Origin of the sequence: Microcoleus sp. LAD1_D3 (genome assembly GCF_036702135.1) — a bacterium.
Taxonomy (GTDB): domain Bacteria; phylum Cyanobacteriota; class Cyanobacteriia; order Cyanobacteriales; family Microcoleaceae; genus Microcoleus.
Map to the genome: position 1 here is coordinate 1 of NZ_JAUBSB010000100.1, position 12,845 is coordinate 12,845.

General features: G+C 44.6%; 10 protein-coding genes and 2 CRISPR repeat arrays. Of the genes, 1 reads left to right on the forward strand and 9 read right to left on the reverse strand.

Going from position 1 to position 12,845, the window contains the following annotated elements; genetic code table 11:
• On the forward strand, positions 1–237 hold a 237-nt coding region (locus QUA74_RS28330; protein WP_333335800.1), incomplete at its 5' end, for a hypothetical protein.
• A 178-nt stretch (positions 238–415) separates the two neighbouring features.
• Here the strand turns inward: QUA74_RS28330 and QUA74_RS28335 are convergent.
• The 9 genes from QUA74_RS28335 to QUA74_RS28370 form a co-directional block, all read right to left on the reverse strand.
• Entirely contained in the window at positions 416–997 is a 582-nt protein-coding gene (locus QUA74_RS28335) for a YHYH domain-containing protein (protein WP_333335802.1), read from the reverse strand.
• Between the two features lie 492 nt (positions 998–1,489).
• Positions 1,490–3,749: a CRISPR direct-repeat array (repeat unit 36 nt; unit sequence GTTTCCATTCAATTAGTTTCCCCAACGAGTGGGGAG).
• Positions 3,750–4,229: 480 nt separating this feature from the next.
• Positions 4,230–5,571: a CRISPR direct-repeat array (repeat unit 36 nt; unit sequence GTTTCCATTCAATTAGTTTCCCCAACGAGTGGGGAG).
• 187 nt (positions 5,572–5,758) lie between these two features.
• Positions 5,759–6,040 carry a CRISPR-associated endonuclease Cas2 gene (cas2, locus tag QUA74_RS28340; protein WP_333185230.1) on the reverse strand — a complete coding sequence of 94 codons (282 nt, stop codon included), beginning with the start codon at positions 6,038–6,040 and terminating at the stop codon, positions 5,759–5,761.
• Positions 6,041–6,043: 3 nt separating this feature from the next.
• Positions 6,044–7,033: a CRISPR-associated endonuclease Cas1 gene (gene cas1 / locus QUA74_RS28345; protein WP_333335805.1), complete on the reverse strand. Its 990-nt coding sequence runs from the start codon at positions 7,031–7,033 to the stop codon at positions 6,044–6,046.
• A 32-nt stretch (positions 7,034–7,065) separates the two neighbouring features.
• Positions 7,066–7,281 (reverse strand): CRISPR-associated protein Csx18, encoded by a 216-nt coding sequence (gene csx18, locus QUA74_RS29980; protein WP_445302181.1) that lies wholly within the window; start codon positions 7,279–7,281, stop codon positions 7,066–7,068.
• 188 nt (positions 7,282–7,469) lie between these two features.
• Complete coding sequence (locus tag QUA74_RS28350) at positions 7,470–8,750, reverse strand: hypothetical protein (protein ID WP_333335808.1); 1,281 nt, start codon at positions 8,748–8,750, stop codon at positions 7,470–7,472.
• Between the two features lie 97 nt (positions 8,751–8,847).
• Positions 8,848–10,842 (reverse strand): RAMP superfamily CRISPR-associated protein, encoded by a 1,995-nt coding sequence (locus QUA74_RS28355; RefSeq protein WP_333335810.1) that lies wholly within the window; start codon positions 10,840–10,842, stop codon positions 8,848–8,850.
• On the reverse strand, positions 10,839–11,231 hold the full coding sequence (locus QUA74_RS28360; protein ID WP_333335813.1) for a hypothetical protein: 393 nt from the start codon (positions 11,229–11,231) through the stop codon (positions 10,839–10,841). The genes QUA74_RS28355 and QUA74_RS28360 overlap by 4 nt, the downstream gene beginning before the upstream one ends.
• The gene (gene cmr4, locus QUA74_RS28365) at positions 11,232–12,137 is read right to left on the reverse strand and encodes a type III-B CRISPR module RAMP protein Cmr4 (protein WP_333335816.1); all 906 of its coding nucleotides are present in this window, start codon (positions 12,135–12,137) and stop codon (positions 11,232–11,234) included.
• A 13-nt stretch (positions 12,138–12,150) separates the two neighbouring features.
• Positions 12,151–12,845: transposase (locus QUA74_RS28370; protein ID WP_333335819.1), on the reverse strand; the 695-nt coding region annotated here is incomplete at its 5' end.

Sequence of the window (12,845 nt, forward strand, 5' to 3'; positions counted from 1 at the left end):
TTGAATGTTCGGTGTCAAAATAGGACTAATCAAAGTAACCGACTGGATCAGCTTGAGTTGCCAGTTGATAGGATTATGCCAACAGGAGAAAGATTTGAAGCTGTTGGAATTTCTCTTGACCGACGGGGAAAACCTTGGATATGGGTGGGCAGCCATTCTATGAGCAGCACCCGCTGCTGGGTGAGAGCTAATAAGAGTTATGTCATACCATTTCAAAGAATTAATCGCAACCTATAGCCTTTCTCGCTATAGTGAGGTATGTTAAATTCCTTTATTGGTAAGGTTTCCGATTCAAAGAAATACCTCATGTAACTGATAACTGCTATAAATAGTTGATGTTTTTAAGAAGCTGGCACTTACAGAAAACCCGTCACAGTCGCAGTGTAGCGGGTGTAAAGGTTTTAAAGGGTTTATATCAATTGCGCGATTGTTGGATATAGCGAGAAACATTACCAATCGCTTCAACGGCGTACTTGTTTCCTAAATCAAACGCTAAGGCTCGTTTGAAATTGACTAACGCAGTTTGGTAGTTTTTCTGTTTCATTCCTGCGTATCCCAAATTCATACAGGTTTTAAAATCTGGACAAGAACCGGGTATCGCCATCACGTAAGGCTCGACAACGTTAATCTGGGTAAATGCTTTGATATCCCCTGGTTTGAGGAGTAAGGCTTGCTGGAAATATCTGAGCGCCTGGGCTGCATCCGAATTAAGCTGCGCTTCTCCCCGACTCATGCAGTCGGTGAATGTCAGGCAAACGCTTCCCGAACCTCCGCCACTGGGCGAACTTGACCCAGAACCCGACCCAGAACCCGACCCGGAACCTGACCCGGAACCCGAACCATTGTGACAATGGTAGTCTCCGGTTTTGCGATTGGTATGACATCCGCTGGCATCAGTGCGACCCGGATGTCCCCAGCTACTCTCCGCAAGCGAGACAGTCAATAAAGCTAAAAAAGCAGCAGCCAGGGCTTTGGATACCTTGCAATTAATTTTCATGGGGTTTCATTCGGGTTTGGGATTGCAGTCAAACAAGCCGTAGATGCAGCGGAATCAAGAGCGAGTTGCGATCGCGTTTCGATCACCCTATAGCGTCTCGCATAAAAATCCACCTCTATCTCTACCTTAATTCCCTTTTTGTTTTGATACGTCTGTACAAACACGCAGTTATAGAGATTTGACGTTCTGAAGCAGGGAATTGGTATATCCTGATGAATCTGTAGAAGTTTTAAGCCCTGGGTCAGGATATGAACCTATCTTGAGGGTTGTAGGGGTTCCAAATCCAAGATGGAGAAATTGAGTTTCCTGGGCTAGTTACACCGATCGCAAAGTCTCTAGCCTCATCGTTTAACTGCCGTCAACGGGTGAAGACAGAAAAACCCGGACTGCCACCATATAGGCTATCCGGGCTTTTTCATTCAATTAGCTTCCCCAACGAGTGGGGAGATTAATTGCTCCTCCGTTTCCAAACCCACCACCAAGGAAGGAAAAGTTTCCATTCAATTAGTTTCCCCAGCGAGTGGGGAGAAAACAAGAATTAATAAAGCAATTGGTGAGTTATTTTGTTTCCATTCAATTAGTTTTCTCAACGAGTGGGGAGTGGTTCATTCGATCGTACATGGGCGGTTTGTTTGCGTTTCCATTCAATTAGTTTCTCCAACGAGTGGGGGGCTGCAAGTATTTTTTAGAATGCGAAAAAATTGCTAAGTTTCCATTCAAGTAGTTTCCCCAACGAGTGGGGAGTGAGTCGGGAGTCGTGAGTCGTGAGTAGTGAGTCTAAAGCAAGAGGAGGAGTTAAGGTTATATCTCTTTATACGTTTCCATTCAATTAATTTCCCCAACGAGTGGGGAGAAGAAACTGCAAGAGCAAGCACGTTGATCTAAAATCTTGTTTCCATTCAATTAGTTTCCCGACCGAGTGGGGAGTCCTCGCTGCTCGTTCATGCAATCTACGAATATTTCACGTTTCCATTCAATTAGTTTCCCCAGCGAGTGAGGAGTCACTCACTTATTGTACAAGCTTTTGTCGAGCCAGGGGTTTACAAGTTTCCATTCAATTAGTTTCCCCAACGAGTAGGGAGACAAGAAAAATATCAGCACCCAATTCTGAATCTAGAAAGCGGCGGGTTTCCATTCAATTAGTTTCCCCAGCTAGTGGGGAGGTTCGGGCTGCCGTAGGCGGTGTTCAAAGGATTTGGAATTTTAACTTCCAGTTTCCATTCAATTAGTTTCCCCAACGAGTGGGGAGGAGAGACTGGCGCTTGCCGTCCGCTTGTTGCCGTTGATGAGTTTCCATTCAATTAGTTTCCCCAGCGAGTGGGGAGTTGCTACCTAAATTAGTAGCTGAGGATGAGGCTGAAGATTTCTTGTTTCCATTCAATTAGTTTTCCCAACGAGTGGGGAGCTGACGGTGCCGCACATGACGACGGTCGCGCTGGGGTTTCCATTCAATTAGTTTCCCCAACGAGTGGGGAGTAGAAAAGACCTCGGATGAAAGCGATCTTGGGTTATGTTTCCATTCAATTAGTTTCCCCAACGAGTGGGGAGAGATTGAGTTTACAGATGTGATCTCGACTGTACCGATGCTCCTGTTTCCATTCAATTAGTTTCCCCAGCGAGTGGGGAGTCAAAGATATTAATCGGATCGGCTCAGCACTCTTGGATCTAGAGTTTCCATTCAATTAGTTTCCCCAGCGAGTGGGGAGGCATCGGCCTCGCTGCGTTTGGGGTCGCCTTGGCCCCTATGGGATTTATGTTTCCATTCAATTAGTTTCCCCAACCAGTGGGGAGGCTTCAGGGGAATATTTTTCCGGCTCAAAATGCACGTCACCGCGTTTCCATTTAATTAGTTTCCCCAACCAGTGGGGAGTTTCGTATTGCTTTTGGATATCATGCTGAAGCTTTGGAAATTGGAATTCACGGCAACAGTGATCCGCACGAGTTTCCATTCAATTAGTTTCCCCAACGAGTGGGGAGATGCGGTCACTTCTCGCACAACTGATTTCGGATGCCCATGACAAAGGGTTTCCATTCAATTAGTTTCCCCAACGAGTGGGGAGTAGATACGATCGGGCAGTGGATGTCCGGTGATGAGTTGTTTCCATTCAATTAGTTTCCCCAACGAGTGGGGAGTTAGAAACTCTCTCAAAAGTTACGCGCTGGTTGAACTGGAGAAATCCAAGTTTCCATTCAATTAGTTTCCCCAACGAGTGGGGAGTCAACAGGGAATACTACCGAGGCTACAACGCCGCCTTAGTCGAGTTTCCATTCAATTAGTTTCCCCAACGAGTGGGGAGGCGCAGCTCAAGATAGTAACTTCCGAAATGCTTCTACGTTTCCATTCAATTAGTTTCCCCAATGAGTGGGGAGGGTAATTGTCGGATACGACGACGAGAAAGGTTGCTGGATTGTACATGAGTTTCCATTCAATTAGTTTCCCCAACGAGTGGGGAATCCTCAAGCTGTAATAGAAGCAGCAAATCTGGCTGAGTTTCCATTCAATTAGTTTCCCCAGCGAGTGGGAGATTCAACCATCAGAGGCGTATGAAAAACAATGACAGTTTCCATTCAATTAGTTTCCCCAGAGAGTGGGGAGGCTAGGTCAAACCAAGAATGCTCAGTGGGGTCAATTATGGTTGTTTCCATTCAATTAGTTTCCCCAGCGAGTGGGGAATCTACAATAGTAATGATTCTCATAATGGCGGAAGCTCTTGGGTTTCCATTCAATTAGTTTCCCCAGCGAGTGGGGAGTCTTCTATGATACACCCCAGACAGTGCAAGATGTCTAGAGGGCCTTTGCGAGGCTCAGAGGTTTTACGTCAAATTAAAACTTGTGACTACCCAGAAAACATTCCCAAAACCCTTACGCAGTAAGCTTGCGAGGCTGAGAACGCAAAAACGTCATTTGAGGTATTTTGTCACCAGCCTCGCGAGGTTAGCGGAGGCTAGATCAGGATAGCAACATATCCTGAGCCAGAGTGTGAAACTGCTAAGGTCATTAAATAGTGTCAAGCGCGTGACACACGATTTTAAGTGTCCTTAACCGGACGGGCAGGCAGCTATTTTCCCACTCACTCCAAAACCTTGTTCTAGGCGGACATAATCCTTTTTCCCAGCCTACGGCTTGAAACTGGTACAGCCTCCCTTTGGAGCCAGAAGTTAGAGAGCAGGGTGTGCTGTAAACAACTGTAGACAGAAAAACCCGGACTGCCACCCTATAGACTATCCGGGCTTTTCCATTCAGTTAGTTTCCCCAGCGAGTGGGAAGTGAGCAAAAATGCCTCACCTGATGTTGGCTAAATGCGCTGAAAGTCTAGCGTTTCCATTCAATTAGTTTCCCCAGCCAGTGGGGAGCTTAATCCAGGGCGCGAGATTGCAGACATTCTCAAAAAGTTTCCATTCAATTAGTTTCCCCAGCTAGTGGGGAGTCCACTAATTCTTGTGTTGGCTGTTGGTAGCGGATTTTACGTTTCCATTCAATTAGTTTCCCCAGTGAGTGGGGAGTGCAGAATTTCTGCTCAGGGGCGATCGCACGTGGGAAAATCCGTTTCCATTCAATTAGTTTCCCCAACGAGTGGGGAGCCCCAGAAAGTGCAAAACGTAACGGCAAGCGTAAACCTCAGTTTCCATTCAATTAGTTTCCCCAACGAGTGGGGAGCAATACTGGGCTATTCATAGCGATTATTACACCACTTTCGAGTTTCCATTCAATTAGTTTCCCCAACGAGTGGGGAGTTGTTCCAAAGAGCAAAGTCAAGAAAGCCGTCCTGTTTCCATTCAATTAGTTTCCCCAACGAGTGGGGAGAAAGATCTTTCTGGTTCAAAAGTTTATAACAACGATATCGGTTAGTTTCCATTCAATTAGTTTCCCCAACGAGTGGGGAGTTATTACTCCTTTCACCTTAGATTCTGATGTACAGCTTGGGTTTCCATTCAATTAGTTTCCCCAACGAGTGGGGAGTGGGGAGGTAGAACAGATAGGTCAATGGATGAGCGGAGACGAGTTCGTATTTCCATTCAATTAGTTTCCCCAACGAGTGGGGAGCCTACTTATGAAGCACTGATGGACAGGTTTCCTCTTCAATTTCCATTCAATTAGTTTCCCCAACGAGTGGGGAGACAGGTACACCCGTCTCGAACTCGCTCGCGGAAGCGTGGACGATGATATTTCCATTCAATTAGTTTCCCCAACGAGTGGGGAGTGTTACAGATTAAACGTCAATTAGATAAAGTCTGTAACCTACAGTTTCCATTCAATTAGTTTCCCCAACGAGTGGGGAGAAAAGCCACAAGCGGCCACTAAGACAGAGAGAAGTTTCCATTCAATTAGTTTCCCCAACGAGTGGGGAGCTTAAGAAGGGCAAACACAACGCCCTGGTACTATAGTTTCCATTCAATTAGTTTCCCCAACGAGTGGGGAGGAAGTTCAAAATAGACTGCAATCTACAAGATTGGGAGGTTTCCATTCAATTAGTTTCCCCAACGAGTGGGGAGGAAGTAGTCTTTTAAGGTTCAATCATGACTTTTATTAATTTGAAGTTTCCATTCAATTAGTTTCCCCAACGAGTGGGGAGTCCTCTATGATACACCCAAGACAGCGCAAGGTGTCTAAAAGCCATTTGCGAGGCTCAGATATTTTTTGTGGAACTCACACCTGTGTTCGCTCGCGATAATTCTTGAAACCCTTGCCCAGTAATGCTGCGAGGCTCATAACGCAAAAAGGTCGTTTGAGCTAATTTACTGCCAGCCTCGCAACCTTAGCTAAATAATCACTGACCCAGGTGCTTTTGTCACCGGCGCTCCCACTCCCAAAACCTCCACCTGTCCCAAAGTATGGCGCGACACAGGATAAAACCGGATGCTATCCTCTTCGAGATTTACCTTTTGCTCAACTCGCGATCGCAATTCATCAAACTTAGCCCGACTGAGTACGCACTCAAAAGCGCTATACTGCACCCAAGTCCCGTAACCTTCCAACAAATCATGCACTTTAGAGCGCCGTTTGTTGTCGGGAATATCGTAAATCACCACGTAGAAAAGCAAGGCTTAACGAATTTGGTAAGGTTTATAAAGCTCGGTTGGGTTGTAAACGAACTGTTTGTAAGTTTTGATTTGTTGGTTCAGCAAATCCCACTTAGGCTGCTTGCCGGAGTCAGTTTCAATTTCCTCCTCCATGCGTTCTAAAAAAGCTTTCAGGTACTTGCGCCTGCCAGTATCATTTAAGAAACACCCCCCGTTACTGTAGGCAAAATCGCTGCCAGCATCCACAAATCGGCGGTTGACTAAATAAGTAACTAACGAATCAATAATAGGTGCCCGAAATTCCTCAATCAAATCCGAAGCCAAAGCCGCATGGCGTTCCGTTCCCTGGTGCAAACAAGCCGAATACGGATCTAAACCTTGCAATTCGATCAAACTCAACAAATGATTCCAGAGAACTTGATAGCCAAAACTGAGCATCGCATTAACCGGATTACCCGGAGGGCGGCACGACCTGCCGACAAACACAAAATCAGGATTGCTGAGACATTCTTCAAAAGCCGAGAAATACTGAGCAGCCCCCGCACCTTCCATCCCCATCAACTTCTCAATAGTTTCAGCCTCCCCAGCTTTTTTGATTAAATGTTCCAAACAGTCGATCGCAAAAGCAATGACATCAGAAGCTTGTCGGCGCTGCTGCCGCATCAGGATAACGCGGCTGTTTTTCAGCTTAGCTTGCACAATGCGTCTGGCTACTTGCAAACGTTCAGCAAAACACAACTGTTGCTGATAGCGAGAGAGTTGCCGATAACCGCGTTCGATCGGAAGAATGCGGCCGTAACAGTAACCCATGCGGGAAAGATAAGCGATGGGAATACTCCGCCACAGACAAGTCCTAATTGCTTGAGTTGTGACTTGAGATTGACCAAAAATCAGCAGTTGTTCAAGGAGAGGAAGCTGAATTTCACCGAGTACAGATTCGCCTTTTTTGATGACCAGCATTTCTTGGTGCAAGGAAACGTAACAACCCGGCTGAGAAACGTAGACGGTACGCATAAGCAATAAACCCGCCGCTGCAAAATTGTTGGTTATCTGTCTAAATTTTGGGAATCGCCACGGCGCGGGCTAATTTGCGACGATTCTGGGGTAGATTCTAAGGGAATTTGGATTTCTGGGGCGCGAGAGGGCTGGAGATAGCGAACGATTTGGTCGGCGATGGTCGATGCAAAAAAAGTGGCTACTGTGACAAGGAATGTGTTAGAAATTACGGTGGCCAATTCCAGGGGTGCGATTAAGAGGATGATGAGAGTTGACGGCGGCTAGGGAGAAGTTACGGATTGTGGATGCACGGGATGTGATGTACATAGTGCGGTATTTTGTGTTGAATATGGATGGTAAAGTTTGGTTTTAGATAGCGGTTGAGGGTGAAAATTGTTAGTTAATTTTGTTAGTTGGCTGGGGATTTAGACCCCCGGCTCGAAATCATCTGCCATTAACTCTGCAAAACATCTGTTAATAAATTACAGATTTTACTGTTAAGAACATTAAAGGAATTATTATCCGGTACTGCTGTTTTTTGCCGCAAAATATCCCGCAAAATTTTAAGGATTCTTCCTGGATTTTCTAGTTCAGAAATTCCTTCAAAACTGTGGGTATTGATATTTCGCAGTAGGCAATAATCGTTTAATTGTCCGAGTAATTCCAACAACTCGGAAAACTCCTGCTGATAGTATTCCAAAATTGCTATTAGCACAATTCGGCTGGGGAATCCTTGTGAAAACCTAAGTTGTTCACCATTATCTAGTGTGTAGTCGTTCAAAAAACAATCAAGATTTCCGCCATCAAAATCTTTAAGCTTATGCCGAAACCCTTGAGTTTCTATATAACTTTTTGGGAAAAATCCGAGCTTAGTTTCTACTAAAAAGCGGAGAAATCCTTCTTGGAATTTGAAAATATCTGCCACAAAATCCGCATATTGCTGATTTTTAAGCTTAGTTATAGCTCTGAAATAGACTTCTTTAAACAGGGATATCTGATCTTTTTCCCGGAGACTGCTGATTTCTGAAATAAATTCCGGTTCGACAAGATTAGCAAAAGGCTGGATGACCTCGGAAGCGCGCTCAAAGTCAAAAGCGATGCGATACTGACCGTACTCAAGCAAAGCAATAATTAGGTTGGTGGAGAGATTGCTATCTTTGAGAGTGACTAAAGCGCCACTATAATTATAATCTTCAATTTGCCGCTTGACAACTTTGAAATCAAATTCATTTTTCAAAGTATCGACATTAGTTTGGAAAACGCGAGGCTGTCCCTCTTTCATTTCTTTAGGGTTTCGCACTTGCCAAACTGAACTGTGTGGAGCATATCCTGCTGCTTGTAAAAGGCTCCAGGAAGTTTTCATAACAGGCGTTCCAGAGGAAGCATTAAATTCTAATCTATCTTGTTTACTTAAGAAGGGAACTGCTTTTTCTAGACCTTTTCGAGCTTCTTGAACTGCTAATAATAGACTGACGGGATCGGCAGAAAGTTCTGCGCCAACGAGGACTAATTCGATGGTTTCTTTTGGGAGGTTAAAAGGTTTGTCTTGCAGCCAATGTTTGGTATCGTTAGCTTTTTGGGCGACATCTTGAGTGTGAAGAAGAATGACGCGGCGAATGCTGTATTTTTGGTCGAGAAGGTGGCGGATTAAAGTGGCGATCGAGCCTTCATGCTCGGTGTTGTCGGAGTAGGGGTCTTGTTGGCCGACGAAGGAGAGGACGATGCTGCTTGCCATTGTTGTTACCTGGATAATTTGTGGGAAGTTTTAGGGAGAAATGGGCAAGCAGGATGCTTACCCGAACAGACAGAAGAAAAAATGTGCGATCGCATTTTTATCTGCGTCGAGGGCCGGGCTTAGGTAAATTTGAAGGTGGTGGCTGACTGCTGGAAGACATTTGACCGTAAACTAAAATAGCTCCTTGGTTTTTAAGTTCTGTGGCTAAATTCAAACGGTCAGGATGATTGCTACCAAAAATAGTTACAACTTGATAAGGCGAATCTGCCGGAAAAATTGACTTAATCCACACAAAAGAAGGAGTTCCTAATTCTCCACCGACATTGGCATTGCCAGTGCCGCCGCTGACTCCTTTAAATCGAGTGTCGCCGTACAGCAGATTCAAAGCAGCACCCTTAATATTGGCGCTATCGCCTTCATTTTGCCAGTTTTTAACTTTCTCTGGATTGAGCAAAACAGCATCTTTTAACAGCCAAATTTGAGCATTTGTATCCAACACATCTTGATGGCGCTGTTTGTTCCCCGGTTGACCAGGACTGCTGTTATAACTCTTAGTTGAAGACTGTACAGCTTTAAAAGCAGTGGTAACACTTTTAAAAAAAGTCCGCCATTGTTGCTCATTACTAACAAGCGGTAAATTATCCCCATCTATAAACCAATGACAGCCACGCATCCGACCATTTAATAGGTGCAAAGGGCGGCGAGAACCGCGTCCAACTCCTCCAAGATGAGAACCTAGAATCAGGCAACCTTCTATTAAGCTCAAATACTTGACTTCTGTAGCCTCCAAAATAATTTTTCCAGTATATAAATAAGGGTCTTTCCGTTGAGATGGGTTAATGCGAGTGCTTACTAAAATTTTACCTTGTTGCCCCAACTTGCCAAAGAGTAACTCTTCTAAAGTTACACAAGTGGTAGCATCATATAATCCCAAGGCTACAGCCCGAAACCAATAACGCAAAATACCCCGAATAGCTGTCGGTCTAAATTCAGGATTTCCTTGGTATTTATTATCTTTTGTGGGCGGGTTACTGCCGTACATCCCTTGAGTCCATAGCTCAAAATCAAAGCTTTTGCTGTGACCTAACTGTGCTTCTTGGCTAACAGTGCGGCCGTAACCACCGCTGACGCGAGAACCAATACCGCCAGTTTTGAGCGCATTTTCTAGCCATTTTTTTACAACCTCAACTTGGTCAGCATATTGAGTTCCTGTTGGGCAGAACCCGATCAGAAACTGAGGTTGTTCGAGAGTAAGCAAAGAATGCGGTTCGGGGTTGTAGATAACTTTTTGTTCAGGATTTTGCCAATGCCATTGAGGAGTTGCTACATCGACGCTGAGACAAGGCTTCGTGGGGAAAGCATCCAAAAATTCAATTTTGGCTGCTTTGGCAGTTTTACCTTCTAGCATTCCCAATAATTCTTGAATTTCACCTTTGTTGGAATGGTGTCTTTCTGCCCAGGCGAGTGCTGCTCCTTTGAGACTGGAAGCGGGAATATAGGGAATGCCGAAAACGGGATGCAGCGCGGGTAAAAGTAACTCAGCAAAACCGCGAGTTCCTCCTACTCGCATTCGCCAGCTAAAAGAAATTTTGAAAGTATTGCTTTCTCCGCCAGCTAAATCGAGAGTGCGTTGATTGAGTTTCTCATACAAATAGCTGCAATCTTTTTCAGCATTGGCGGCAGCTTCCAGTACGGGTTGTGCGAGGGGTTTGCCCTGTTTATCGCGTCCAAATTTAGCGAAATTAAGTGCTTGTAAGGGGTTGCCCATATTCCGGGGTGTTTGGAGCGGTTTTGCATTCGATTTTTGATTGGATGGCGATGGAGGAGGGGCAGCAGTGCCAATGCGAAAGTCGATGCGATCGCACAACAGCAACCGAGATTTAAGTTTATCTTTCAGGGGTTGGATTTGCCCCTTAGCTGCTTTGCAATTTGCCTCATCAGCAAAGAAAAGTGTCAGTACGCTATTGTCATAACCGCCGTAGCTTGCAGATGCAAATAGTTTCCCCAATTTCGAGTTACTTTTTTGCTCTGCTGCTATGAAATCCTGCCAAATATCGGCGGGATTTCGAGATTGATTTGGTTTAGAATTCATCCTTCCTCCGCTTCTCCTAGAATTGGCGTTGCCCAAAATGACCACTCTCGCGATAGTTCGATCGCCAAACGGTTTAATCCCGCATAAGCCTGTAATTCCATACCAAACAAAGTACGCGGATCGTCGGGTGCAAATGGCACTTGACTTAAACTTTGCAAAGTTTTCAAGAACTGCTGGTAAACTTGACCTTTGTACTTAGTTTCTCCAGATTGATATTTGAGTCCGTCTCCTGCTAATCTGTGCAATCCCCAAGTAGACACATAAGAAGGCAAACTTTGCACAACCGAACTCGCTTTTTTATGATTGTTAAAATTGACTTTCTCTTTGACTCCCAGTAAGCCTTTGTATGCCGCATGACTAAAATCTCGCGTGTCTAATTTCAACATCATCTATTCTCCTTTGCTGAATTTAATTTCTACAGTTTTATTGTCTGTCCAACCCCGCCCAAGTCCTTCTAAACCGCCAAATTGCAGCTTATCTTTCAAGATAGTTTGGAGAGATTGACGAATATTTTCTGTTACCTGTTCATTTTTCCCTGGTTTGAGTCCCCAAGGAAAAAACAGAATGGTTTCTGAGGGAATCGCTTCTTCTGAGCGGAAAGAACCATCAGAGGCAGTTTTTTCACCGTCTTTGATCGCAATGCGGACTTCTCGCTGCAAACCAGTTTCTACCAAGGAAGCACAATCTTGATTTGAAAGAACCACTAATTTTTGCTTTAAGTCAAGAATACCGCTACCGTCAGGAATTTCTTTTAAACATTCCCAGAAAGTAGCTTTTTTATCAATTCGTTCTATATCTGCTTCATTTAAAATTGCGCCTTGTAAGTAGATTTGGTTGCCCGAAACAGAAGTAATTGCTTTTTTGGTGCTACTTTCCTCTTCGAGGTGCGATCGCCACTCTTCAATCACCTTGCCTAAATCTTCATTTTGCAGCCAGCGGTTCCAGCGACTCAGCCACAAAGGGCAAGTTATCCACACAAATTGATGGCTGAAAGAAGCTACAGGAAATAGCAACAACGTGGCATCAGCAAACCAGACTTCGCCCTCGGTGGGTTGACTGCCATCCTTGATTTTTTCACCGAAGAGAGTTCCAGCTTGCTCTGGGTGCATCGTTGCTAATACTGCACGAATTTTGCCCCGCAAAGAAGAAGAAGGGATATATGGCAGTTCGTTAAAACTCTCGCGAGCAATTCCCATCATATTACCAGCTTGAGCGCTGGCACCTGTATGCAGCGGAGTCAAGAGATAAGTAGGGTTTGCTGAATAATCGATCGCCAACCAAGAGCAGGAGCTCACGATATCTGAAAGCTCAGTTAAAGATAAGTTTTTTCTGTATCGAGTCCCCCCAATTATAATTGGGGATTATCTTCCACCTAAAAACAGGTGTTCTTTTTCTAAATAGACAGAAAAACACACAAACAACCCGGCGCCACCAGGTAGCAAGGTTCATGACTAAAAAAGTAATTGCAATAACTGTACCAGATGTATTATCAAGTTTTGCCATCACTCGATTCAGACCGAATCTTCGTTTGCCTTGCCCAAACTTTCCCTCTATCGCATTTCTAATTCTTTCATCTTCTAAGGCTTGCTTCTTTTTTGATTTACTGACGTTTGCTCTTGGTCTTCCTAGAGGGGGCCCACTGAGCCTAATTCCTTTTTCTTTACACCATGCTCGGTTTTCCCTTGTACGGTAAATCCGATCTGCATGAACGGACTCTGGATAATATCCTGTGAACCTATGATATGCTTCTACTTGGGCTTTTAAATCCCCTGATTCGTTAAAATTATCCCAGCTCATCCGGTCTAAAAATACATATCCTTCAAAGCAGCTCGCTGATAGTTTGGCTCCAAACTCTACGCTTTTCCCGGCTTTTCCTCTGACTATAGGACGAATATGGGGTTGACTTAAACTTACTATTCTATCCTCAATACTCTGTTTATCGTTGTCAAATAACCACTGTTGTTGGCGAGCGACTTCTGTGAGGACTAGCAAGGTTTTATATT

What these genes read in the sequence shown, in the direction of transcription:
- QUA74_RS28360 (WP_333335813.1), bottom strand. Translation starts at nt 11,231, where the DNA reads ATGATGTTGAAATTAGACACGCGAGATTTTAGTCATGCGGCATACAAA.
- QUA74_RS28355 (WP_333335810.1), bottom strand. Translation starts at nt 10,842, where the DNA reads ATGAATTCTAAACCAAATCAATCTCGAAATCCCGCCGATATTTGGCAG.
- QUA74_RS28350 (WP_333335808.1), bottom strand. Translation starts at nt 8,750, where the DNA reads ATGGCAAGCAGCATCGTCCTCTCCTTCGTCGGCCAACAAGACCCCTAC.
- QUA74_RS28335 (WP_333335802.1), bottom strand. Translation starts at nt 997, where the DNA reads ATGAAAATTAATTGCAAGGTATCCAAAGCCCTGGCTGCTGCTTTTTTA.
- cas1 (WP_333335805.1), bottom strand. Translation starts at nt 7,033, where the DNA reads ATGCGTACCGTCTACGTTTCTCAGCCGGGTTGTTACGTTTCCTTGCAC.